Annotated in this window: 27 protein-coding genes; 21 read left to right on the top strand and 6 right to left on the bottom strand. The window is 36.0% G+C overall.

The window, feature by feature from the left end:
- Window positions 1–71 precede the first annotated feature (71 nt).
- Window positions 72–1,019: an ABC transporter permease gene (locus VIG73_RS06895; RefSeq protein ID WP_331640329.1), complete on the bottom strand. Its 948-nt coding sequence runs from the start codon at window positions 1,017–1,019 to the stop codon at window positions 72–74.
- On the bottom strand, window positions 1,012–1,941 hold the full coding sequence (locus VIG73_RS06900) for an ABC transporter ATP-binding protein (protein WP_331640331.1): 930 nt from the start codon (window positions 1,939–1,941) through the stop codon (window positions 1,012–1,014). The genes VIG73_RS06895 and VIG73_RS06900 overlap by 8 nt, the downstream gene beginning before the upstream one ends.
- Window positions 1,942–2,077: 136 nt before the next feature.
- On the opposite strand from VIG73_RS06900, the gene VIG73_RS06905 reads away from it, so the two are divergent.
- The 3 genes from VIG73_RS06905 to VIG73_RS06915 all read left to right on the top strand — a co-directional run bounded on the left by VIG73_RS06905 (window position 2,078) and on the right by VIG73_RS06915 (window position 4,527).
- Entirely contained in the window at window positions 2,078–3,211 is a 1,134-nt protein-coding gene (locus tag VIG73_RS06905) for a CapA family protein (RefSeq protein WP_331640333.1), read from the top strand.
- Between the two features lie 101 nt (window positions 3,212–3,312).
- Entirely contained in the window at window positions 3,313–4,125 is an 813-nt protein-coding gene (locus tag VIG73_RS06910; RefSeq protein WP_331640335.1) for a DUF368 domain-containing protein, read from the top strand.
- Window positions 4,126–4,203: 78 nt separating this feature from the next.
- Complete coding sequence (locus VIG73_RS06915; protein WP_331640337.1) at window positions 4,204–4,527, top strand: thioredoxin family protein; 324 nt, start codon at window positions 4,204–4,206, stop codon at window positions 4,525–4,527.
- A gap of 64 nt (window positions 4,528–4,591) precedes the next feature.
- On the opposite strand, the gene VIG73_RS06920 is transcribed toward VIG73_RS06915, so the two are convergent.
- Window positions 4,592–5,233, bottom strand: a complete 642-nt coding sequence (locus VIG73_RS06920) for a VOC family protein (protein WP_331640339.1) — start codon at window positions 5,231–5,233, stop codon at window positions 4,592–4,594.
- A gap of 490 nt (window positions 5,234–5,723) precedes the next feature.
- On the opposite strand from VIG73_RS06920, the gene VIG73_RS06925 reads away from it, so the two are divergent.
- The 7 genes from VIG73_RS06925 to VIG73_RS06955 all read left to right on the top strand — a co-directional run bounded on the left by VIG73_RS06925 (window position 5,724) and on the right by VIG73_RS06955 (window position 11,885).
- Window positions 5,724–6,419: a response regulator transcription factor gene (locus VIG73_RS06925; RefSeq protein WP_331640341.1), complete on the top strand. Its 696-nt coding sequence runs from the start codon at window positions 5,724–5,726 to the stop codon at window positions 6,417–6,419.
- Entirely contained in the window at window positions 6,416–7,753 is a 1,338-nt protein-coding gene (locus VIG73_RS06930; RefSeq protein ID WP_331640343.1) for a sensor histidine kinase, read from the top strand. Before VIG73_RS06925 ends, VIG73_RS06930 begins: the two co-directional genes overlap by 4 nt.
- Window positions 7,754–7,840: 87 nt before the next feature.
- Window positions 7,841–8,434 carry a PepSY domain-containing protein gene (locus tag VIG73_RS06935; RefSeq protein ID WP_331640344.1) on the top strand — a complete coding sequence of 198 codons (594 nt, stop codon included), beginning with the start codon at window positions 7,841–7,843 and terminating at the stop codon, window positions 8,432–8,434.
- Window positions 8,435–8,521: 87 nt separating this feature from the next.
- Window positions 8,522–9,220 carry an ABC transporter ATP-binding protein gene (locus VIG73_RS06940; protein WP_414648383.1) on the top strand — a complete coding sequence of 233 codons (699 nt, stop codon included), beginning with the start codon at window positions 8,522–8,524 and terminating at the stop codon, window positions 9,218–9,220.
- A gap of 5 nt (window positions 9,221–9,225) precedes the next feature.
- Window positions 9,226–10,614: a hypothetical protein gene (locus tag VIG73_RS06945; protein WP_331640349.1), complete on the top strand. Its 1,389-nt coding sequence runs from the start codon at window positions 9,226–9,228 to the stop codon at window positions 10,612–10,614.
- An 80-nt stretch (window positions 10,615–10,694) separates the two neighbouring features.
- Complete coding sequence (locus tag VIG73_RS06950) at window positions 10,695–11,090, top strand: YppG family protein (protein WP_331640351.1); 396 nt, start codon at window positions 10,695–10,697, stop codon at window positions 11,088–11,090.
- Window positions 11,091–11,192: 102 nt separating this feature from the next.
- A complete protein-coding gene (locus VIG73_RS06955; protein ID WP_331640353.1) occupies window positions 11,193–11,885 on the top strand; it encodes an alpha/beta hydrolase in 693 nt (230 codons plus the stop codon).
- Window positions 11,886–11,931: 46 nt separating this feature from the next.
- Here VIG73_RS06955 and VIG73_RS06960 read toward each other — a convergent pair whose 3' ends face one another.
- Together VIG73_RS06960 and VIG73_RS06965 are read right to left on the bottom strand one after the other, a co-directional pair.
- Window positions 11,932–12,786, bottom strand: coding sequence for a DegV family protein (locus VIG73_RS06960; RefSeq protein ID WP_331640355.1), 855 nt, complete (start codon window positions 12,784–12,786; stop codon window positions 11,932–11,934).
- A gap of 127 nt (window positions 12,787–12,913) precedes the next feature.
- On the bottom strand, window positions 12,914–13,825 hold the full coding sequence (locus tag VIG73_RS06965) for a DMT family transporter (protein ID WP_331640357.1): 912 nt from the start codon (window positions 13,823–13,825) through the stop codon (window positions 12,914–12,916).
- A 419-nt stretch (window positions 13,826–14,244) separates the two neighbouring features.
- Here VIG73_RS06965 and VIG73_RS06970 point away from each other — a divergent pair, with 419 nt between their 5' ends.
- On the top strand, window positions 14,245–15,630 hold the full coding sequence (locus VIG73_RS06970; protein WP_331640401.1) for a DEAD/DEAH box helicase: 1,386 nt from the start codon (window positions 14,245–14,247) through the stop codon (window positions 15,628–15,630).
- Window positions 15,631–15,678: 48 nt separating this feature from the next.
- On the opposite strand, the gene VIG73_RS06975 is transcribed toward VIG73_RS06970, so the two are convergent.
- Window positions 15,679–16,470, bottom strand: coding sequence for a rhomboid family intramembrane serine protease (locus VIG73_RS06975; protein WP_331640359.1), 792 nt, complete (start codon window positions 16,468–16,470; stop codon window positions 15,679–15,681).
- Between the two features lie 205 nt (window positions 16,471–16,675).
- Between VIG73_RS06975 and acpS the strand changes: the two genes are divergently transcribed.
- From acpS to sigB, 10 genes are all read left to right on the top strand, one after another.
- Window positions 16,676–17,029, top strand: coding sequence for a holo-ACP synthase (acpS, locus tag VIG73_RS06980; RefSeq protein ID WP_331640361.1), 354 nt, complete (start codon window positions 16,676–16,678; stop codon window positions 17,027–17,029).
- A gap of 163 nt (window positions 17,030–17,192) precedes the next feature.
- Entirely contained in the window at window positions 17,193–18,209 is a 1,017-nt protein-coding gene (locus VIG73_RS06985; RefSeq protein WP_331640363.1) for an outer membrane lipoprotein carrier protein LolA, read from the top strand.
- 130 nt (window positions 18,210–18,339) lie between these two features.
- Complete coding sequence (gene alr, locus VIG73_RS06990) at window positions 18,340–19,464, top strand: alanine racemase (protein WP_331640365.1); 1,125 nt, start codon at window positions 18,340–18,342, stop codon at window positions 19,462–19,464.
- 149 nt (window positions 19,465–19,613) lie between these two features.
- Window positions 19,614–19,898, top strand: coding sequence for an antitoxin (locus VIG73_RS06995; RefSeq protein WP_331640367.1), 285 nt, complete (start codon window positions 19,614–19,616; stop codon window positions 19,896–19,898).
- A gap of 4 nt (window positions 19,899–19,902) precedes the next feature.
- Window positions 19,903–20,271: a type II toxin-antitoxin system PemK/MazF family toxin gene (locus VIG73_RS07000; protein WP_331640369.1), complete on the top strand. Its 369-nt coding sequence runs from the start codon at window positions 19,903–19,905 to the stop codon at window positions 20,269–20,271.
- Between the two features lie 156 nt (window positions 20,272–20,427).
- Window positions 20,428–20,838 carry an anti-sigma regulatory factor gene (locus VIG73_RS07005; protein ID WP_331640371.1) on the top strand — a complete coding sequence of 137 codons (411 nt, stop codon included), beginning with the start codon at window positions 20,428–20,430 and terminating at the stop codon, window positions 20,836–20,838.
- 26 nt (window positions 20,839–20,864) lie between these two features.
- Complete coding sequence (locus tag VIG73_RS07010; protein WP_331640373.1) at window positions 20,865–21,866, top strand: PP2C family protein-serine/threonine phosphatase; 1,002 nt, start codon at window positions 20,865–20,867, stop codon at window positions 21,864–21,866.
- An 87-nt stretch (window positions 21,867–21,953) separates the two neighbouring features.
- Window positions 21,954–22,274: an STAS domain-containing protein gene (locus VIG73_RS07015; RefSeq protein ID WP_331640375.1), complete on the top strand. Its 321-nt coding sequence runs from the start codon at window positions 21,954–21,956 to the stop codon at window positions 22,272–22,274.
- 8 nt (window positions 22,275–22,282) lie between these two features.
- The gene (gene rsbW / locus VIG73_RS07020) at window positions 22,283–22,771 is read left to right on the top strand and encodes an anti-sigma B factor RsbW (protein WP_331640377.1); all 489 of its coding nucleotides are present in this window, start codon (window positions 22,283–22,285) and stop codon (window positions 22,769–22,771) included.
- The gene (gene sigB / locus VIG73_RS07025; protein WP_331640379.1) at window positions 22,731–23,501 is read left to right on the top strand and encodes an RNA polymerase sigma factor SigB; all 771 of its coding nucleotides are present in this window, start codon (window positions 22,731–22,733) and stop codon (window positions 23,499–23,501) included. Before rsbW ends, sigB begins: the two co-directional genes overlap by 41 nt.
- The last annotated feature ends 27 nt before the right edge of the window (window positions 23,502–23,528 follow it).

Raw genomic sequence — 23,528 nt, forward strand, 5'->3', positions numbered from 1 at the left:
AACACCTCATATAGTGAACTATGATTCAGTTATAGCATACTTTCTCAATGTTTGTAAAAGAAATGAAATATTTAAGCGACATCGCGTTTTGTAAAGATACCCCATGCTAAAAAGACGAAAATAGCGTAATAGACGAGGAGAGTAATAACTGAAAACGAGAGCGTCATGCCTTCAAACAAAGGTTTTCCACCAAAGTATGGTCTTAAATCCGTATTTGCAAACAGGATATACTTAGCCCATTCTTTATCGGAAAAGAATTGCACGACCGTATTACCTGTAAATAATAAGAAGAGAGCGACACCGATTGACAAAGCATTGTTACGAAATACGGCTGATATCATAAATGCTAACGTCGTAATCATAATCAGATTAACAGAGTAAAAGCTGTATCCGTAAATTGTTTCTTTTAAGACTGATAGATGTGTTAGACCTTCTGTATTTTCAATGACAACAGCGGGAATATGCTCTTCAAATCCGAATAAAATTCCCCCGACACCTAAAGATAAAAGTAATAAGGAAACGGCTGTAATAAACCCAAAAATGAGAACAGCTATATACTTAGATAATAAAATAACAGAACGATGAATCGGTCTGATTAGGAGTAATTTAATCGTCCCTTGTGAAAACTCGTTAGCAACGATACCTGCTGCAATCACAATTGTAAATAGACTAACTAAACCTAAAAAAGATGCTGTGAGATACATGAAACTCCAACCGCCTGTTGAAAGTGGCATGATGTCATTTTCTAGCCGATAATTATTTTCTTCAATCGTTGACATTGCAAAATCGTAAAAAGGGGAGTCTTCAATATCGTCTTCTTCTAGATCTTTTTGTAAATTTTTATTTTCCTGTTCCAATTCTGTTCGCCAATTTTCATTTGTGTAATCATCACCAAATCCTTTTTCTAAAAAGCCCATTCCCAGAAGGACAATTAAAAGAGCAATAAACATAAACCATGTTGATTTTCTCACAAAGATTTTAAATAATTCATTATAAATGAGTTTAAAAAAGTTACTCAATGATATTCTCTCCAATCAAATCAAAGAATTTGTCTTCTAATGTTGATTTAGACGCTGCTACTTGATAGATAGCCATATCATGTTTGACCAATGTTTTAATCATTTCTGGTACGTTTTCTCGTGTTGTTTTTACAGTTAGGATGCCATCTTTATGATCTACTTCAGCATCAAACTCTGATTCCAAAACCTCTTGTGCTTTTTTAGCCGGTTTGATATCAAATAAGAAAATTTGTTCCGTTTTAGATTGTTCTTCATCTTCTGTGTCATGAACACTCTGTGTCGTAATGAGTTCTCCATTTTTTATAATACCGATCCGATCACACATTTGTTCAATTTCTGATAATAAGTGGCTTGATATGATAATGGCGACATTCTCTTCTTTGGCAAGTGCGCGAATATATTCTCGAATCTCTCGAATCCCTGCAGGATCCAATCCGTTTGTCGGTTCATCTAGAATTAATATGGAAGGATTATGTAAGAGGGCTTGAGCAATTCCAAGTCTTTGCCGCATACCCAGTGAATACCGTTTAACTTTTTCGTGAATCGTTTTTTCCATCTTTACAAGTGATATAATCTCTTTTATTCTTTCGTCGGTAATGCCGGGAATCATGCGGGCAAAATGTTTTAAGTTTTGCCAACCGGTCATATAAGGGTAGAGCTCAGGGTTTTCTACGATTGCTCCGATTTCGCGTACTGCTTCTTTATAATTTGTTTTGATACTTTTACCGTGAATGCGGATGTCACCTTCAGTTAGGCTCATTAATCCAACAATCATTCGAATGGTTGTTGTTTTACCTGCACCATTTGGTCCAATAAAGCCGAATACTTCTCCCTTATCAATTTTAAACTGCAATCCTTTAATAATTTCTTTATTACCGATCCGTTTGGTAACATTGATTAATTCTAATGCTGGTGTTTTCAATGCTAAATACCTCCTTCATTACGTCTTAATACGATTCACATCTAATAATGTTTCATAAAGTATAAAAAAATATTTATGATAAAGTATGTCTGTTCATGTTATGATGAAAAAGGTTTATAAAGAAGGAGTGCAACAAATGAAGAAAAATATAACATTTATCTTATTGATGTTTGTTGCTATTTCAGTAGCAGCTTGCTCACATTCAGAGCAACAAGGGAGAGAACATGCCAAAAAAGCACCTTCCGAGCTAAAGCAGAAGCAGTTGAAGCAGACGATCACATTAGCAGCTATTGGTGATATATTAATACATGAAAGCGTTTATGAGACAGCACGTGAAAAGAAGGAGTATAATTTTATCCCGTATTTACAATATGTTAAACCATATTTACAAAAGGTAGATATTGGGTTTGCTAATCAAGAATCGATGATTGGTGGCTCAGAGATAGGTTTATCAACATATCCTGCATTTAATAGTCCCCACGAAGTAGGTGATGCATTAAAAGATGCGGGTATTCATCTTGTATCAATGGCTAATAATCATACGCTTGACCGAGGAGAGAAGGCAATTCTTCATGCCATACGTCATTGGGAGAAAATCGGGATGATGTATGTCGGCTCATATAAAAGCCAAGAAGATAGAGACAATCTACGTGTTATAGAAACGCCTGAAAGTATTTCGGTCGCCTTTTTAGCTTATACATATGGAACAAATGGTATCCCAGTTCCAACTGGGAAGGATTATTTAGTTAATTTGATTCAAAAAGATGTGATTGAACGTGATATTAAAGAAGCGAAGGAAAAGGCAGATGTTGTTGTCGTTAGTTACCATTTCGGTATTGAATATGAACGAATGCCAAGTGAAGAGCAACGTGATCTTGTTCAATTTGCTGCAGATCAGGGAGCGCACCTCATACTTGGGCATCATCCACATGTTTTGCAACCGATTGATTGGCTAGAAGGAAAAGATGGTCACCAAACACTTGCCATATACTCGTTAGGAAACTTCTTATCTGGTCAAATTGGTCTTGAACGTCAAATAGGTGGCATCTTCCAATGTGAGATAACAAAAACATTTGAAAAAAATGGATCGCATAAAATTGAGATTCATTCACCAGCGTTTATGCCAACATTTGTTCACGTCAATGAATGGAAACCAAGGCCAATGTTTCAATTGACAGACGATGACTTACCACAAGCACGCCAACACTATGAAGAAGTTAAACAACATATGAATCAATTTGTTCCGGATTTACAATTTATCGAAGAGTGAAGACTTACATCCATGTATTTCTATAAACAAAAAAACATAGTATAATAATAAATATTATCGAGGAAATCTATCCCTACTTGATAGAGAAGAGGAGTAATTCTATGGAATGGAAAAATATTTACCGTGGTTTTTTTATGGGAGCAAGTGATTTGATACCTGGAGTAAGTGGCGGAACAATCGCTCTTTTATTAGGTATTTATGATCGCCTCATTCAAGCGATTAACGGACTGTTTAGTCGGGAATGGAAACGTCATCTAACATTTTTAATACCTTTAGGGATAGGTGCAGGTGCTGCTATTGTTTCATTAAGCAAGGTAATTGATTGGTTACTCGAACATCATCCCGGGCCATTACAATTCTTTTTCTTAGGTCTTATCCTTGGTGTATTGCCTTTTTTAACACAACAAGCAGATATGAAAAGTAAATTTCGCTTCTATCATTATGGCATCCTGATTGTTGGTGCTATATTGGTTGGATCGATTGAATTCCTTGGAACAGATGAGACAATTATGAATAACCTCTCTATAAGTGATTACGTATTTTTATTTTTTTCTGGAATTTTGGCAAGTGCGGCGATGATTTTACCGGGTATTAGTGGATCAATGATACTTCTCGTCATTGGAGCATATAAGACAATCATTCATGCCATCAGTAATTTTCATTTTGATGTCATTATTGTAACTGGACTCGGTATCGTTATCGGTATCGTCACGATGAGTAAGTTGATTAATTATTTTCTAAAACATTATTTTACGGCGACATTCGCCTGTGTGATCGGCTTCGTTATTGGCTCGCTTATTATTGTTTTTCCTGGTTGGCCATCTGAAACAAGGGAAATGATCACTTCTGTTGCCACTTTTGCACTTGGTTTATTCGGTGCTTATATTCTTGGTAAAGTAGAACATCGTCAATAACAGGAAGCAGTATCCAAGAAAATATATGAGTGACTTGATACAATAAAAAGCAGTATAAGTAAAAGGGGATGTATAAGAATGGAACAGATACATACATTGGAAACATTTAACACGGTTATTGAAAGTGAACAACCGGTTATTATTAAGTTCTTTGCCAATTGGTGTCCAGATTGCAAGCGATTAGATATGTTTATCGGTGACATTATTGAAGAGTTTAGCACATACAAGTGGTACGAAGTGAATATTGATGAAATAGAAGGGATTGCCGAGACGTATGAGGTGATGGGCATTCCGAGCATGCTTATTTTTAAGAACGGCGAAAAGATTGCTCATCAACATAGTGCCTATACAAAAACGCCAGAATCAGTTCGACAGTTTCTAAAAGAACAATTAAATCAATAAGAATAAATAATGAATAATGACAGCTTCATCCGTCCTTGATGGAGCTGTCATTTTATTGTTTTCTTTAAGATAATTCATAGGATAATAATGCTTGATCTGTGAAATAAAGCTTTGTATTTGGTAATCGTAGCATGTTTTTATGGATTTTTCTGTTTCTAAGTTTGTATATATGTGTGAATCTATCTTTTGTTGTACCGCCGTAGTAAATTTTAGATATATTTTGTGCATTATCTAATCCAAGTGTTTTATTCGGCGTTTCCCACTCAATTAAAAACGGGAGCATTTCAGTTTTAAAATTATATTCAGGGAATAACATGCGCCACTTTAATTCAGTTCCATCTGGTTTTACCCTGTGACCATTAAAGGGTCCTTTAAAGGGAATTTGTTCCTGTTTGAAGTGTTCTACATAGCTATCTAGCTGATTTGTGCGCAGAGCAAATTGGAAAGTTGTCGGTTCACTTTTTTCTTCTTGAACATGTAGAAGATGTTGAATCAATGGATTATCTGCAGACCTCGCTTTATCTTCATCATGAATCGCTAACCATTCTATATAACTCGTGTTAGAAAAATAGGCTAAATAATTATACGTTCCCCATTGCTCATGATTTCCGCCTTTAATTGCTTTGATAGACAAATGTTTACGAGCATATTCATTCGCTTTCTCAGCATCTTTTACAGATATAACGAGATGGTCCAATGCTAACATGTTACAATCTCTCCCTTTTCTTTTTATCTTACCATGAATGCCTAGAAATGATCAGTTTTTCAAATGATAAATAACATCATAATGAATATTGCTACGAATCTGCAGTTGACATACACTTCACTTTCCACGGGTGGTCAGCGAGCCTCCTCGAACTGCAATGACGTTCCGTTCTGTGGGGTCTCTCTAACCTCGCTTTTCCCGCGACGGACAGGACGTGGCCTCTTCTAGCCGATCAGGAGTCTTCGTGTATGTCGACTGCTATATGAAGTATTCCACGAATCTTTAAGGAGGTTTGGTCAGTGGCCATATATAAGAATTCGGGAGACACTTCCTTTTTGTATTTTGGCAACCTTGCTCTAAAAGGAATCGGCGTTTAAATATCTATTTTAATATTGTGCATGAAAAATTTTGCGGGTTTTAAAGTAAGCTATTATGATTAGACTCAGCATAATAAATGTTATACTTTGTGTAGAAAGTGTGGTGCATAAGTATGGAAAAAAAGCGTATTTTAGTTGTTGAAGATGAAGAAAAATTAAGCCGTGTTTTAGAACTGGAACTTAACTTTGAAGGCTATGACGTCACAACGATTCAAGAAGGCGATTTAGCTGTAAAAAAACTTCGTGAAGAAAAATGGGATCTCGTCCTATTAGATATTATGCTTCCTAAAGTGAGCGGGTTAGATATCTTAAGAGATTTCAGGGAGAGGGATTCCCTAACACCTGTCATTTTACTAACAGCAAGAGATCGTACACATGATAAAGTGAGAGGACTTGACTTAGGCGCGAATGATTATATGACAAAGCCGTTTGAAATTGAGGAATTACTAGCACGAATACGCGCCCATCTCCGTCAATCACAAACCCTAGAAACAACAGAGAAAAATTACCTAACTGTTGGGCGATTACAAGTCGATTTAAATAAAAGAGAAGTTACCCACGATCAAGATTACATTGACCTGACACCACGAGAATATGATTTATTAACATATCTTTTGAAAAATAAAAATATCGTTCTTACTAGAGAGCAACTTGTTGATCGTGTCTGGGGATATACTTATGTAGGCGATACAAATGTAGTTGATGTGTATATTCGCTATTTGAGACAAAAAATAGATAAAAAATTTTCAATACCTTATATCGAAACAATACGAGGCGTCGGCTATATGATAAAGGATCCAGAACAATGAAATTAAAAACAAAAATTCAGCTCTTCTCCAGTCTTTTTATGATTTTATTGCTATTAATTATTAATGCTGCGATTTATATTTTGTTCTATAAGACATCTAGCGATGGTGAATTAGAAGAGCTTCTCGATCAGACGAATATCATTGCTACAGCTCTTAATGAAAGCGATGATGTATTAACGAATGATTTATTGCGTGCATTTTTACCCAGTGATGGCATGATCCGTATCATTAATGATGATTCTACATTTATCCATCAATTGACAAGGAAAAAAGACTATCTAAATCAAGAAGTCATTTATACTGATTCAGAGATAAAGAATATTTATGATTTAAATGGCGAGAAAATGGCGGTTGTCTCAAAACCAATCATCTGGGAAGACGGACAAGTTGTCACCTTAGAAGTATCGAAACACCTCGTTATATTAGAAAAGAATATGAGCATTCTATTTTATGTTCTCATCATAGCAGCGGTTTTTATGTTAATCCCAACGATGCTAGCTAGTAAAATGTTAAGCGGTTTCCTATTAAGACCCATTCATGAATTTATTAAAACAATGAATGAAAATATGACCGCAAAGAAATGGCAAAGGCTTCGCCTAAAAAAACGATCAAAAGACGAGATGTACGAGATGGGAAAAACATTTAATCATATGATTACCAAGCTGGAGGAGAATTTTCACAAACAAGAAGCTTTTGTTTCTGATGCTTCTCATGAACTAAAGACACCTATTGCCATTATTAAAAGCTATGCTCAATTATTAAAACGCCGTGGATTAGAACATCCCGATATATTTACTGAATCAGTGGATGCCATTCATTCAGAATCAGACCGGATGCAAAAGCTAGTCGAACAGTTATTATTGTTAGCGAAGAATGAAGCAAATGTGTTGCAAGAAAAAGTAAACTTCAATAACATTTGTGAAAATATTGTTCATAAAATAAGTGGCGTTCATTCCCGTGAGCTTCGATTATCAATGGACAAAGTGAATATAGTTAGAGGAAATAAAGAGCAATTACAACAGATTGTATATATATTAATCATGAACGCTTTAAAATATAGTGAAAGGGAAATTGATATCCGTCTTTACTCACAAACTGATGATGTTATTTTCCAGGTGGAAGATTATGGTATCGGGATTAGTAAGAAAGATCAAGATAGAATCTTTGATCGCTTTTACCGGGTTGATAAGGCTAGAAGTCGAGATTCTGGTGGAACAGGACTTGGTCTAGCCATTGCCAAAGAGATCGCAGAATTACATGGTGGAACACTTTCAGTGGAGAGTGAAAAAGATAAAGGATCGATATTTACATTAAAACTACCTAAGTATCATTGATTTCTCATCAAATTCTAATCTACTTCACCGTGTTTTATTACTTTGGCGCGTTATGATAGAAGTACAAGATAAAGAGGAGGAAACAAAATGAATAAAAAAATGATGATTACAGTAAGTGCCGCAGTCATAGCGCTTATCCTAGGTGTTGGGATTTATCAATCAAATGCTTCACAAGATGAACCGAAGCTATCCTCAGACGATATTAAAGCATTAGTTACAGAGCAATATCCAGGAGAAATTACAGAATTAGAATTGGAAAAGGAAAACAATAAAGTTGTTTATGAAGTAGAAGTTAAAACAAATGATAAAGAATACGATTTAAAATTAGATGGAAATACAGGGGAAGTATTAAAACTTAAAGAGAAATGCATGACAACTCGTACAGATAAGCCTAAAAATGAATCCGTAAAGCAGAAGCAAAAAGAAATTAATAAAGCAAAGCCACAGCAACAACAACCTAAACAGCAACAAAAAAGAGAGAGAAAAAGAACGATTATTGATCATAGTGAAGCAGCTGACATTGCATTAAAGGAATTTCCTGGTGAAGTGGAAAGTATCGAATTAGATGAAGACGATGGTCAACTTATTTATGAAGTCGAAGTGAAAAATGGGCATCAAGAAGCGGACATAGAAATTGATGCATGTACGGGAGAAATTTTATTAATTGACCTAGATGATTAATAAAGGATGAACAGGGCGTTCTGGGAATGTCCTGTTTTTTTTGAAACTTTTCTCACCTTTGTCCCGTATAGTAACAAAAAGGGCGGGGTGAACATATTGTCTACTTTACTTGTTGATTCGGTATCTACAGAATTATCGAAGAAGAAAATTCTTGACACAATCACATTTGATATAAGGGAGGGTGAAGTGCTTGCATTAGTAGGTCATAATGGAGCTGGAAAATCAACCCTTATAAAAACAATCACAGGTGTTTTGAACAAATCATTTGGAAGAATTGTGATTAATGGGTATGACCAAGATGAAGACCTCCTTTCCTATAAACAGTATTTTTCTTATTTACCAGAAGAACCACTCCTATTATCTGAGTTAACCGTTTTACAACATTTTCAGTTATATGGTAAAAGCTATCAAATCAATGAAACAAGTCTACATGAGCGGATAGATGATTATGTTACTGGATTTGAATTAACCGATAAGCTTAATGAATATCCGGAATCTTTATCAAAAGGAATGCGTCAAAAAGTTCAAACGATCTGTGCTTTCTTACCAGATACACCACTGTTAATAATCGACGAACCATTTATGGGTTTAGATGTTTATGCGATTGCTTATTTTGAAGAATTACTAAAGGATAAAATCACCGAAGGAACGAGCGTTCTCATTACATCCCATCAATTAGACCGTGTAAAAAATATCGCTGACCGTTATGTCTTGCTTCAGGAAGGAAAATTGGTTCAATCAGGTTCTATCGATGATTTTGATACGATTACAAGGAGAACGGAGTAAAAGGTATGAAACCATCGACATTATGGGCGTATACTTTTTTAAGTCGGCAGCGGTTTAAAAAGAAGATGAACATTTATCAGCTTACTTTAAGAACAGTTATTGACAAAACAATTGCTTTTTACTTATCTGTTTTTTTCGGTTACCTTTTTATGACGATGTTTGTTTTTGGTAACGTGCTAAGTGAATATGAGGAACAATTTTTGTGGATGCAATCTCAAGGAGAACGTTATTTTTATCTGTTAATCGCAGTGATTCCTTTTAGATATATTTTCTTATCGTTTAGACATCCTGGTGTTATGTTTTCAAGTTCAGAATATCAATTAAGTCTCTTACCTTATTCACGTCAGCATATTTGGTTTTTGAGTTTTTTAAATAAAGTGATCAAGAAGCTTTTGGTCATGGTATTCTTTGGATTCGGTTTATTTCTTTTAACACCAATTAACGGAACATTGATTTTAAATTATTTCGGAATGTTCTTTCTCATTGACCTTGGTATGACGATTCCACAATGGTTTATGTTCCAAAGAAATATTTTTATAAAAATGCTTTTTTGGTTTTTATTTGTCACAATCAACAGTATCGCGTTCTTTGTCCAATTGGATTTATTCACAATGGTTACTATAATCGGTGTTCTTATTTTTATAAATATATGGTTTTACCCTCGCTTATTCGTTGGAGTGGATTGGGGAAAAGTAATGACGGTATGTGATTATCACTTATGGAATATGGCTTTTGTTTCTAGAGTATCGCAAGTTCGCATTAAACCACAAAGGAAATACAGTTTAATGAAAAAATTGTCATACCGAAAAAAGCCTTTTCGTTATACGTTTCGAAGTATTCATCATCGAATTTGGCAAATTGCATTTATACGAAATATCGAATATATTATTCAACTCGTTGGTGTTCTTGTGCTTATGTTAGCGGTGTTGAACTATATTCCGAAAACAGGTTTTATGTTCATCGGTATTGCAGTAGCACTTTATGTATATGCAGCTGGGTCGACTTCTTTTTTCATAAACCAATTCCAAGCAGATCTCGTTGAAGTGCTACCTTGGGATTTGATGGCGTATAAACAATCATTCCTTAAATGGTATGTAATAGGTAGTTTACCTATTTTAATGCCTATGATTACTTATTTTACACTTCATTTTACGTGGTGGGTTCCAGTACAATTTATACTAATCTTACTAACTGGTCTCTATATTTATCATGTAGAAATAAACTATTCAATTGCCGTTTTATCTAAAGCAGAAATTGTTTTTGTTAAAGCTCGCTGGGTTAGTTTTGTATTTTTATGTATAGTTATCGGAAGCAGTTTATACCCGATGTTGGCATGTTTTTTTCCACTTATTTTTCCTTTTTTAACTGAGCAACGATCATTTTCTCTTTTGTGACGGGTAGTGCTATGCACACCCGTCTTGCTATTATCATATGCTAAATTATCAAATGAAAGGTAAGGGTGTGTGTTATATTTATGTATAGAGACCCTTTTTATCCAGTTCATAAGCCCAATCCGAGTTATCCACCTTCACCAAGTGCTTATCAACAAAATAGTGAATGGCAATATACAACAAGCCAATCATCCTATTTAAATCCAGTTGTCCAACCACCCGATTACCACCAGCCTGTGCCATTTTCACCACCCTATTATAATCAACCATTAGAATCACCATTAAATATGTCTCAAATAGAACAAGAACAATCAGGAAATGGTTTCTTGGAATATTTTTATGATGGCAATGGTCAGCTAGATATTGATAAAATGTTATCCACGGTCGGGCAAGTCGCTAGTATTTATCATCAAGTTAGTCCGATTATTAAACAATTTGGTTCATTTATGAAGAATTTCACCACCCCCCGTCAAGAATAATTTTATAAAAATAAAGTATACGAAAAGTGGATAAATTTCCATGTATATACTGATTGGTATATACTAGTTATTATAATTTGATAAAGAGTAAGGGGAATGGAAATGGTAGGCTGTTTATTGATCCATGGTTATACTGGTGGACCACATGAACTGGCACCATTAACGGCTTATTTGCAGAAACATACGGATTGGGAAATTGTTGTTCCCTTATTACCAGGGCATGGTGAACCATTAGATTTAGCTGATCTTACTTATGAAGATTGGTTATTAGCGGCTGAAGAAGCGTATTTATCATTAAAGGAGACGTGTGATACGATTTATGTCATCGGCTTTTCAATGGGCGGCATGATCAGTGTCTATCTAACTGCTAAGTATAAAGTCGATCGTCTCATTTTATTGGCTACTGCTGGAAAATATTTATCTTTTGGGAAAATTATTGTTAATATTGGTGAGGTCATTGAAGATGGATTAAAAGGTAATTTACAAGAAAATAAATATTTTAATTACTACAAAGATAAGCTAGAACAGGTTCCGTTACAGGCAAATATTGAGTTTATGAAATTAGTTCATCAAACACGTCAATATTTAAAAGATGTGAAAGTACCTGTTTTTATAGCACATGGTCAAGAAGATAGCTTGGTTCCCTATAAAACGGCTTATTATTTAGAAAAAGAACTGGCATCTGAAATAAAAGAAGTGGTTATTTTCGATAGGTCAGAACATCTTATCTGTTTAGGCAATGACCGCGATGTATTGATTAAAATGGTGTATGATTTTTTAAATCAGCCAATCTAAAAAAATGTCATATGTCCCACCAAGATTATGGAACATATGACATTTTTTATTTGTTAAAAAAGGAGATGACGAGGGCTCCTTCACCACCATAAGTTGAAATGAGCGGACCTGTTTCAGTTAGATAGGCATCTTTAAAAGGATATTTTTCAGTAATGGCATCTAATACTTTTTTAGCCCTTGGCTCATCATTACAATGCGTCATCGTAATAATTTTATTCTCAAAGTTTTTGGCGTGTAGACCAATTTGTTCAATAAAACGATTAATTGCCTTTTTATTCCCCCGTACTTTTTCGATGACATCAATGTCACCACGTTCGTCATTTGCTTTCATTAAAAGTTTAATATTTAGAGTTTTTGCGATTGTGCCACGCACTCTATCTAACCGACCACCTAGGATTAAATTCTCTAATGTCTTTAAAACGAATAATGTGGTCGTTTGTTCAACTCTTTCTTCTAAATGACTAACTAATTGTTCAAATGTAAAGTTTTCTTCAACTTTCGTTGCTGCTTCATGAAGTAATAAAGCAATACCACATGAAGCTGTCTTCGTGTTAATCACAGCAATTTGACGTTCAGGCTCATCTTCTAGCAGCATGTCTTTACCAAGTACAGCATGATTATACGTACTACTCAGCCCTTTCGTTAAACTAAGCATAATGATAGGGCGTTTTGGATCAACTTTTTTATATGCTTCATAAAAATCATGCGGACTTGGTGCAGCTGAACGCGGTAAAGCTTTCGTTTCTGCAATTTTTTGAAAGAAGGACACCATATCAATATCGCCAGTTTTATATTCTCGGTCCTTAAAGTGTAAGTAGAGCGGAACGATTTCAATATCTAACATATTGGAAATACGTTTTGGAATATCTGCTCCACCGTCTGTCATAAATTGAATGTTCATATCGTGTTCCCACCTGCTTTATTATCAATTAATAATAGTATATCAGTTTATGATTAAGGTTGATCCTTTTTTTAGGGACGGTACATCAAGTTGTTTATCGCAAAAAGTAATTCTCAAGATAAAAATGTTAAATTTCCCTTTTTCGTGAGATGGTTACTTTTCGTTTTCTAGATGTACTTAAAATAAATAAAAACAAGCCGAATATAACAATTGTACCACCTAGCCACTGAGCCCAAGTAATTGTTTCACCTAGGAAGAAATAGGCTAATATAGACGCGCCAACGGGCTCAAAAACAATACCCATAGAAACTGTAGCAGTACTTAACCATCGCAAAGCCCAATTAAATAATGTATGCCCAAAAAAAGTAGGGACAATAGCCAAGGCAAGGAAAATCCCCCAGTAGTTAGGTGGATATCCAGTGAATGGATGTTGCTGAATCAGGTTATATATGAGCAAGGTAATTGTACTAAATCCATAGACAATAAACGTATATGTCATAAGTGATAAACGCTTTCGTACTTTTTGGCCGAGTAGGAAATAAACGGTCATTGTTATCGCTCCAAGAATAGCAAGTATATCACCAAATAAGGCGGCACCGCTAATTTGAAAATCACCCCAACTAATAATGACACTTCCAAACAGTGCGATAATCATACTAATAACAGCACCAAATGTAAATCTTTCCTTGAAAAACAGAAATGTTCCTAAAAAGGCAAAAATTGGTTGCAATGTCACAAGGACAACGGAACTTGTGACAGAAGTGTAATTCAAAGATTCAAACCATAATATAAAATGGCATGCTAGGAAGATACCAGCAAAAATAGAGAAAATCCAATCCTTTTTTTCAACAAGCTTGAATTCGTGTCGGTATTTAGCAATAATCAAAGGTGACATGAGTAAAACTGCAAAAAGTAACCGATAATAAGCAATGATTGGAGCAGGTGCTTGATCAGCTAACTTAACGAGCACAGCAGAAGTGGATACAGAAATAACACCAATGATGACGGCTAAATAGGGATTAAATGGTGGCAATCGCATGCAACACACTCCCTCTCGTCTGTATGTTTCGTTTATATTTATCTATTTATCACTATTCATTGGCAAGAAATCATCCTATCATACCGATTAAGTAAAACATCTTAATAAATATAACCATGCCATAAATGATATCACATAGCAACTAGTAGCTATAGAACTTATTAGTATGTTATTATTAAATAAATGTGTCATTGTAATTAATGGATGGATATTTTTGTTAGAAAATGTATGCAGGTACAACAAGTTGAGTGGAAAGATTGAAGAACCTCTTTCGCAACATCATTTGATGAATCAGTGAGCTTTTCTAATATATCGTACTTATTGATAAATTTTTTGACATAATAAAGGAGAAATAGAACGTGACAACAACATTTGATGGATTGGGTATTTCACAACCCATATTAAAAGCAGTACAGAAAATGGGTTTTGAAGAGGCAACACCCATTCAAGCACAGACAATTCCTCTTGCAATGCAAGGAAATGATGTCATTGGACAAGCGCAAACTGGAACAGGTAAGACAGCAGCATTTGGAATTCCAATGATAGAAAAAATTAATCCAAAAGAACGAACAATTCAAGGCTTAGTCGTTGCACCAACTCGTGAGCTTGCCATTCAAGTGGCGGAAGAACTAAATCGAATTGGTAAAATAAAAGGTGTACGTGTTTTACCAGTATACGGTGGCCAACATATGGGGAGACAGATTAGAGCATTAAAAGACAAACCACATATTGTCGTTGCAACCCCAGGTAGATTATTGGACCATATCCGTCGCCGAACCATCCGTAATGATGATGTACAAACGGCGGTACTTGATGAAGCTGATGAAATGTTAAACATGGGATTCATCGATGATATTCGTGATATTTTAAAGAGCATTCCAGAGGAGCGTCAAACGTTATTGTTTTCCGCTACGATGCCTAAAGAAATACGCGATATTGCTACAAATATGATGAAAACCCCGAAAGAAGTAAAAGTGAAAGCAAAAGAATTAACGGTCGAAAATATTAATCAATACTTTATTGAGATTCCAGAACGTCATAAATTTGATACGTTAACAAATCACCTAGAAATTCATGACCCAGATTTGTCCATTGTCTTCAGTCGAACAAAGAAGCGTGTTGATGAAATTGCTGAAGGATTACAGGTGCGAGGCTTTAGAGCAGAAGGAATTCATGGTGATTTAACACAAGGAAAACGGATGTCTGTTCTCAAAAAATTTAAAAATGGTCGTATTGACATTTTAGTAGCAACAGATGTCGCAGCACGTGGCCTCGACATTTCCGGTGTTACTCATGTGTATAACTTCGATATTCCACAAGATCCAGAAAGCTATGTTCACCGCATTGGAAGAACAGGTCGGGCTGGTCGAACTGGAGAAGCAATTTCGTTTATTACACCACGTGAAATTGCACATTTGAAATTAATTGAAGCGACAACGAAGAGTAAAATGAAACGCTTATCTCCACCGACCCACCAGGAAGCGGTTCGTGGTAAACAACAAGCAACAGCAGAGAAAATCATCAAACAAATTAACGGGCATGATTTACAAGATTACCGTGAGACAGCTGTTGAATTACTGGAAGAACATGATTCGGTTACCGTTATTGCAGCAGCCTTAAAGATGCTAACAAAAGAAAGAAATGCTGTTCCGGTTAGGATTTCATCGATTGCTCCAGTTAGTGTAAAAAAAGCAGAGAATCATCGTGATAAAAAACGTCGTTCTAATAAAAAGCGCTTTTACGGAAAGGGAAAAGGTAGAGGAAAGGGCCGATTTAAGGGCGGTCATCGACGTAATCGTGGTTAAAAGAGAAAATACGCAAGGAAGAGCAGAATCTTCACTTGCGTATTTTTTTTATAGAATACCGAGCCAATTAAATAATCCGAACAACAAAAGAATCCCCAGAAAAATCCATGGTAAATTCTTTTTTACTTTACCTGGAACGATTCTTTTCTTATTCCAGCGATTTGGATCAAATTTAATCTCTTGATGGTCATCATGGGCTGTAAATATACGTGCTTTCTTATTTCGCCAAGGCGAGAATGGGAGAGCACCTTTTAAAACGAGAGGCGCCACCGCAATGCCACCGATAAAACCAAAGATATGTGCTTTAACATTGATACCAGGGCGTAAAAATGTCATAATCAGACCGATTAAAAAAATAACCGTCACCATTTGGGCACTTTGCATATCAATTAAATCTTTACGGAATAAAACCATATAGATATACATCCCAAATAATCCGTAAATCGCACCCGATGCACCGAGATGTGCAAAATCAATAGCCATTGGATCGAAGGCGTATGTCGCGATATTACCAACGAACCCCGCAAAAAGGTAGGCGATGATAAATCTAACTTTCCCTAGCATTTGTTCTAGTGCTGGACCGAATAAAACTAATGAAAATGAATTAAATAAGGTGTGCATTAGATCAGCATGTAAAAACATAGCTGTGAATAATCGCCAATATTCTCCTGCATGGATGAATCCATTAATTGCTACACCCCACATATAAATATCTTGCCCAATCGGCAGTTGCAAAAAGTCAATGATAACCCATAATAAGAGATGTATAATGATGAGAAGTGATACAACAGGGTAAAATTGAATAAACTCTTTTACACTTCTTTCGGTTCGGATAAACATTCGTGGCATCCTTCCTTTATAATATTAAATGAGTCATGACGGATTGATCTTCACGGCGTTGCTAAAACTCCCACCTCTAAGGGTGGGAGTTAAGTGTGCGCCAAAGGTTCAGATGTGGTCAAAGCTCCACCTGAGCCAAGTCTCCTTTATTATATTTTAAAATACCAAAATAATACAATGAAATGAAGAGAGAAGGGCTGTCTTTATGATAAAAGGGATTGGAATTGATTTGATTGAACTTGAGCGCATTCATAAACATATACAGGATCAACGGTTTATAGACCGGATACTAACAAAAGCGGAGCAGCAGATTTATTTCACATTAAAAAGCAATACGAGAAAAGCAGAATTTTTAGCGGGGAGATTTGCTGCAAAAGAGGCTTTTTCTAAAGCGATTGGAACCGGAATTGGAACGCTGAGTTTTCAAGATATCGAAGTCCTTTCTAATGAACTCGGTGCTCCGGTTATCAATGTCAATGGATTTGATACGGAGAAAATATTCATTTCGATTACTCATAGTCAATCCTATGCTCTCGCACAGGTGATAATTGCAAAATAAAACGGTTAAGTTGAAACATAAAAAAACTTTTATTCCTTGTCTAAGCATAATGCAATGGGTTGTCTCATATATTCTTTACAGATACATGAGTACAAGCGGAAAATCAATTCATCGTCATCTAGAAACAGATAGGTGTGTGATGAAAGACAGGGGAGATATGACTATGATGAAACGACTAACGATTACTTTGGCGATTGTCTTAGGTGCTGCAGTTTTTTTGCAAGCATGTGGAGAGAAATCTCAAGAGTCAGTTATGAAGCGGATGGATAAGCAGTTGCAGGAAATGAAAGGGTATAAAACAAAAGCCGAGATGCGAATGAACACTGGTAAAGAAGAGCAAGTTTATCAAATAGAAGTTTGGCATAAGAAAGATGACTTTTACCGGGTAGCCCTTTCTAATCAAGAGGATGAAAAAAATAATCAAGTCATTTTAAAAAATGAAGACGGGGTCTTCGTTGTAACACCTGCATTAGATAAAAGCTTTAAATTCCAATCAGAATGGCCAGAAAATAGTAGCCAATCTTATTTGTATCAATCGCTATTGAACGATATTCAACAAGATAAAGAGAGTAATTTCCAAGTGACGGATACCCACTATTTGTTCACAACTAAAACAAATTATCAAAGTAATAACAACTTACCGTATCAAGAGATTTATGTAGATAAAAAGACGTATACACCTGTTCTAGTTAAGGTGCTTGATACAGACCAGAAGCCGGTCGTTGAAGTAAAGTTTGAACAATTCCAGTTGAATCCTGAATTTAACGAAAAAGATTTCGCCTTAGACGATCATCCTCAGACGGACGAGGATAAAGCAGAAAACACTGGAGAAAAAACAGAACAAGTCTTTTCAATTATGTATCCTGAGTTTACAGCGGGGGCAGAATTACAGGAGGAAAAAGAATTAACCATTGAAAATGGCACGCGATTAATTATGACTTATGACGGTGAAAAGGCATTCACCTTAGTACAAGAGCATAAGGAGACAGTACCATCATCGGCTGGGTTCACGGAAGTGAGCGGAGAAATGATTGATTTAGGTCATTCAATTGGTGCAATATCAAATAGTATGATTGAGTGGAATTACAATGGAGCTGATTTTTATCTAGCTAGTGATCAGTTGACACGAGAGGAACTGATTGAAGTTGCCAAATCTGTCGTGCAACAAGAAGTAAAGTAGTTTTAGATACTGAAGCAGTCTCTTACATAATGAGTCTGCTTCTTATTTTCTTCTATATATCGATGATTGACAGCCTCTAAAGAAAGAGAAATAATATGGTATAGATACAAAACGTTTAGGGGTGTCAAATGTGGTAGCAACTTTATATCGCCCGACATGGGCAGAAATAGATTTAGCTGCAATTGGATATAATATTAAACAAATCAAAAAAACATTATCAACAGGAACGGAAATTATGGCAGTTGTTAAAGCAAATGGATATGGTCATGGTAGTGTAGAAATTGCTCGAAAAGCCCTCGCTTCAGGAGCTAAAGCATTGGCTGTAGCCTTACTAGAAGAGGCACTAGTTCTAAGGCGTGCGGGCATTACGGCACCTATATTAGTACTCGGATGGGTTGACCCAAAAGACAGTCCAGTAGCGGCTAGTCATCATATTACGCTTACCTTTTTTCAAGAAGAATGGTTAGAAGAGGTGGGGAAGATTTCGCTTACCGATGATCTGAAAGTCCATATGAAATGGGATACGGGAATGGGACGAATCGGTATTCGGACAGAACAAGACCTCAGTCATGTTCTTACTGCTCTTAAACAAATTCCGCATGTCAAATTAACCGGTGTTTTCACTCATTTCGCTTCAGCAGATGAGGAGAATCTCACTTATTATCATGGGCAAACAGAACGCTTTTCTCGATTACTAGATATTTTTCAAAAAGAGTGGCAGGGGGCAGAGTCTATTCATATTCATACAGGTAATAGTGCAGCTGCCATTCGTTTTCCGGAACAGATGCAACATTATATACGTTTCGGGATTGCTATGTATGGTCAGTATCCATCACCATGGGTAAAGTCTCAAAAGATTATTTCACTTAAACCCGCCTTCTCCCTTTACAGTCAGCTAACCCATGTAAAAAGGGTTTCAAAAGGAGCTAAAATTGGTTACGGAAGTACGTATACATTTAATGAAGAAGGCTGGGTTGGAACTGTACCAATTGGTTATGGTGATGGCTGGTCACGGGAGTTACAAGATTTTCATGTCCTTGTCGATGGTAAGAAATGCCCGATTATTGGTCGGATTTGTATGGATCAGATGATGATTCGACTTGATCAATCATATCCAATCGGCACAAAAGTAACATTGATCGGGAAAGATCAACAAGAAGAGATTGAAGTCGATGATATAGCCGATTATCTAGGGACAATTCCATACGAAGTGACATGTATGCTCAATGAACGTATCCCAAGAAAGTATATTTAACAGGATTAGGCAGTATGATAGTTAGTAGGACAAGTTTAGACATATTTTTTTCAAAAAGTTAAGGTATCGCTTTGCATTTCATTCGCTGTAATGATATTATTGTAATGATTTCATAATGGTCGTTCAAATGTTGGTGGAGGTGCATGGTTTTGTCAGAAAGCTTGCAAGAAGTTTTGGTAAGAATGCCGAAAAACCTATTGAATGAGGTGGATGGTGTGATGAAATACGAAAATAAAGACCTCAGTGATTTCATCTGTCAGGCTACAAGAAACTATTTGGAAGCAAAAAAACAGGAGCATTTTCATAAATTTTATGAATCCATGCAAAAAGGTTACGAAGAGATGGCAAGGATTAACCTTAAGATTGCTTCAGAAGCTTTTCAGGCTGAAGAGGAGGCCGAAGTCACCCTAGAACGAACTGTGATAGGGGTGTAATAATTTGGGTGTAAAAAGAGGCGAAGTATATTTCGCTGATCTTTCTCCAGTGGTTGGATCAGAACAGGGAGGAGTTCGCCCAGTCCTGATCCTGCAAAATGATATCGGGAATCGCTTTAGTCCGACTGTCATTGTTGCGGCTATTACCGCACAAATTCAAAAAGCTAAACTACCAACCCATGTAGAGATTGATGCGAAAAAGTACGGTTTTGATCGGGATTCAGTTATTTTATTAGAGCAAATTCGTACATTGGATAAACAACGTCTAACTGATCGGATTACGAAGTTAGACGATAAAATGATGAAAAAAATAAACCATGCATTGGAAGTTAGTTTAGGATTAAAGGACTTGTATGAGAATCACGGCAAATAGATCACTGTTTGATCCCCTTGGTGTAAAGCTACGGGGTTTTTTTGTATTTATTTATAAATAGGGGTTGTATAAAAAAGTTCATCTGTTTATAATGAAAATAATATAGTGAGTTAAGGTAATTTTTAGAAAAATAGAATAATGCTTAGCTGAAGGAGTGTGAAGATATTGGGTTGCCAATCCTCTGTACGCATTCAACTAGAGAAGGATATCATCCATGCTCGCAAAGTTGGCCGTCAATTTGCAGAACAATTACAGTTCGGTCTTCTCGAGGTCGCGCGAATTGCCGCTTCAATTTCAGAAATAGCTTATAATATTTTTTTGTATGCTGACAAGGGGCAGATTTGCTTTCAAATTATGGAGAGCACGGGGCAAAAAGGTTTGCGTATCATAGCTAGTGATACGGGACCTGGCATTAAGGATATCGAGCAGGCTCTAGAAGACGGTTACTCTACATCAGCTGGTTTAGGTGCTGGCTTACCCGGAATTAAACGAATGATGGATGAGTTTGAAATAACATCTATTGTGGGTGAAGGAACACGCATTAAATTCATCAAATGGGTCAAGTAAGTGATGAGACAGAAGGGTGAGAACAGATGGACACAATACTACTTGATAAGAAAACATACAAACAACTATTAAAACAATACATCTTAACACAAGATGAGAGCGCTTTATATCGTGCAGGCCGTTTAACCCGTAATTTTATTAAGAAAAATATTCTACCTGAAGAAATAATTGATTTACATGTACAAGAATTACGTGAAACATATCCAGCTATTTATGGTGAAGTTTTATATATGTGTCAGTTTTTGCTCGAGACGATGATTTCTTACGGACTGGCGATCCAAGAAAGTGAAACATTACGTGAAAAACAACTCGCTATGAGAACAGAAATATCACTTGCTGCTAATATACAAAAAATATTATTAGCGACAAGCCTCCCAAAAGTAAATGATTTAGATATCGGTGTTATAAGTGTACCAGCAAAGCAAATGAACGGTGATTACTATCATTTTATAGCTGGGAAAGATGGTAGTATCGGAATTGCCTTGGCGGATATAATCGGGAAAGGTATTCCGGCAGCTCTTTGTATGTCCATGATTAAGTATGCTATGGATAGTTTTCCAGAACAATTAATGAACCCGAATGACATCTTGCGTCAGTTAAATCATGTTGTCGAATTAAACGTTGATTCAAGCATGTTTATAACGATGATATATGCTAAATACAGAGACAACATATTAACATATGCATCTGCTGGGCATGAACCAGGCATTTATTACTGTAAAAAGAAAGAGACGTTCCATGAATTAAGAGCAAAAGGCCTTGTATTAGGCGTTTCAGCTGATGTTAATTATTTACAATATGAACGGGAATTGAAAAAAGGCGATATGGTTATATTGCTAACAGATGGTGTTACAGAATATAGGCAGGGTGACCAATTTGCTAAAAGGGATGAGCTTTTAAGAGTTATAAAGAATTCAATTCATTTAAAAGCACAGCAAATCGTAGAAAATGTGTATCAACATTTTAGAAAATTATCAGATTATTACCAAGAGGATGACTTTACACTTATTATTTTGCGAAAGCTATAAAAGGTGTTTCAAGATATAAAGAATAGGGTACATGTAGGTTGTCTACTTTGTTCGGATCTGTTCGCATAATGGGGAGGGAAACAATTAATGAATCTAACGATTGATGTATTAGAGAAAGAGCAGCAATCAATTGTATGTCTGTCTGGTGAAATCGATGTGTACACGGCGAATGATTTGAAGGAGAGGCTCATTCCTTTAACAGAAAAAGAAGGCACGGTTGTTGAAGTGGACTTTAATCATGTCCGTTATATGGATAGTACGGGTTTAGGAGTATTCATCGGTGCTTTAAAATCAACAAAAAAACACGGTAGTCATTTAAAACTCATCCACTTGAATCACCGCGTTCTACGTCTGTTTAAAATCACTGGATTAAATGAAATAATGGATATAGCAGAAAAAACGAGGTGATGATCGAAATGAAGACCTTTGATTTTGTGGAAATGCGCATACCCGCTAAAGCGGAATATGTCAGTGTTGTTCGTTTAAGTGTTTCAGGTATTGCAAGTCGCATGGGATTTAATTATGACGAGATTGAGGATTTGAAAATTGCTATTTCTGAAGCGATTACAAATACTGTAAAGCATGCTTATGGCGAGAATGAAACTGGAGAGGTAAATATTGGCTTCGGAATATATAGTAATAAATTGGAAATAATGGTTTCCGATCATGGGGAAAGTTTTAAGTTTGAAGATATCAAGGAAAAAATTGGACCTTACCAACCACGTGAATCAATTATGACTTTACGAGAAGGAGGTTTTGGACTTTTTTTAATTGACGCATTGATGGACAAAGTAGAAATCAATAATGATTATGGCGTCCTCGTTCTCATGACAAAATACAAACGTGAAACTGAGGTGGACGAAGGTGGGAACGAAATATCAGCAACAAGTATATCGTTGGATTAAACAAATACAAGAAAATCCTGATGATAAAGAAACCCGAGAAAAAATCGTTCTTCATTATACGAATCTTGTTCGTTCACTTGCTCGCCGATATGCTAAATCTTATTCGTTTTATGAAGACCTTGTCCAGGTAGGAATGGTTGGCTTGTTATCCGCTGTCAATCGCTTTGATGAGCATTTCGGGAAACCATTTGAATCATTTGCTGTCCCGACGATTATTGGAGAAATTAAACGTTATATACGTGACCATACATGGAGTGTATATGTACCAAGAAGAGTTCGCGAGTTAAACCCTAAAATTAATAAGGCGGTTGAGCATTTAACAAACACATATCATCGTTCGCCTACAATAAATGAAATTGCATCATATCTAGAGGTAACTGAAGAAGCGATTTTAGAAACTCTTGAGATGGGAAGAAGCTATCAAGCGATTTCGATGGATTATCAATTTAAAGACAGTGAGAATAGCAGTCAGTCATTATTAGATATAATCGGTAAACAGGAAAAAGGTTTTGAGGAAGTTCAATTAAAGGCGTTTTTTAAAACAATTCTCTCAACACTATCTGAGCGCGAGCAACAAATCATCCGCCAAATATATTTTGAAAATTTAACACAGCGTGAAGTCGGTAAACAGCTAAGCATCTCACAAATGCACGTATCACGACTCCAGCGTAAGGCATTAAAAAGGTTACGTGATGTTATCCGAAATGATTTAACAGAAATAATAGATTAAACGACTTTGTCGGCTACGGCCGTTTTT

The organism is Cerasibacillus sp., assembly GCF_036516575.1.
Classification (GTDB): Bacteria; Bacillota; Bacilli; order Bacillales; family Amphibacillaceae; genus Cerasibacillus.

Excerpts from the sequence above, each read along its gene's own strand:
- VIG73_RS06905 (WP_331640333.1), top strand. The coding sequence starts at position 2,078 with ATGAAGAAAAATATAACATTTATCTTATTGATGTTTGTTGCTATTTCA.
- VIG73_RS06910 (WP_331640335.1), top strand. The coding sequence starts at position 3,313 with ATGGAATGGAAAAATATTTACCGTGGTTTTTTTATGGGAGCAAGTGAT.
- VIG73_RS06915 (WP_331640337.1), top strand. The coding sequence starts at position 4,204 with ATGGAACAGATACATACATTGGAAACATTTAACACGGTTATTGAAAGT.
- VIG73_RS06920 (WP_331640339.1), bottom strand. The coding sequence starts at position 5,233 with ATGTTAGCATTGGACCATCTCGTTATATCTGTAAAAGATGCTGAGAAA.
- VIG73_RS06925 (WP_331640341.1), top strand. The coding sequence starts at position 5,724 with ATGGAAAAAAAGCGTATTTTAGTTGTTGAAGATGAAGAAAAATTAAGC.
- VIG73_RS06930 (WP_331640343.1), top strand. The coding sequence starts at position 6,416 with ATGAAATTAAAAACAAAAATTCAGCTCTTCTCCAGTCTTTTTATGATT.
- VIG73_RS06935 (WP_331640344.1), top strand. The coding sequence starts at position 7,841 with ATGAATAAAAAAATGATGATTACAGTAAGTGCCGCAGTCATAGCGCTT.
- VIG73_RS06945 (WP_331640349.1), top strand. The coding sequence starts at position 9,226 with ATGAAACCATCGACATTATGGGCGTATACTTTTTTAAGTCGGCAGCGG.
- VIG73_RS06950 (WP_331640351.1), top strand. The coding sequence starts at position 10,695 with ATGTATAGAGACCCTTTTTATCCAGTTCATAAGCCCAATCCGAGTTAT.
- VIG73_RS06955 (WP_331640353.1), top strand. The coding sequence starts at position 11,193 with ATGGTAGGCTGTTTATTGATCCATGGTTATACTGGTGGACCACATGAA.
- VIG73_RS06960 (WP_331640355.1), bottom strand. The coding sequence starts at position 12,786 with ATGAACATTCAATTTATGACAGACGGTGGAGCAGATATTCCAAAACGT.
- VIG73_RS06965 (WP_331640357.1), bottom strand. The coding sequence starts at position 13,825 with ATGCGATTGCCACCATTTAATCCCTATTTAGCCGTCATCATTGGTGTT.
- VIG73_RS06970 (WP_331640401.1), top strand. The coding sequence starts at position 14,245 with ATGGGTTTTGAAGAGGCAACACCCATTCAAGCACAGACAATTCCTCTT.
- VIG73_RS06975 (WP_331640359.1), bottom strand. The coding sequence starts at position 16,470 with ATGTTTATCCGAACCGAAAGAAGTGTAAAAGAGTTTATTCAATTTTAC.
- acpS (WP_331640361.1), top strand. The coding sequence starts at position 16,676 with ATGATAAAAGGGATTGGAATTGATTTGATTGAACTTGAGCGCATTCAT.
- VIG73_RS06985 (WP_331640363.1), top strand. The coding sequence starts at position 17,193 with ATGATGAAACGACTAACGATTACTTTGGCGATTGTCTTAGGTGCTGCA.
- VIG73_RS07010 (WP_331640373.1), top strand. The coding sequence starts at position 20,865 with ATGGACACAATACTACTTGATAAGAAAACATACAAACAACTATTAAAA.
- VIG73_RS07015 (WP_331640375.1), top strand. The coding sequence starts at position 21,954 with ATGAATCTAACGATTGATGTATTAGAGAAAGAGCAGCAATCAATTGTA.
- rsbW (WP_331640377.1), top strand. The coding sequence starts at position 22,283 with ATGAAGACCTTTGATTTTGTGGAAATGCGCATACCCGCTAAAGCGGAA.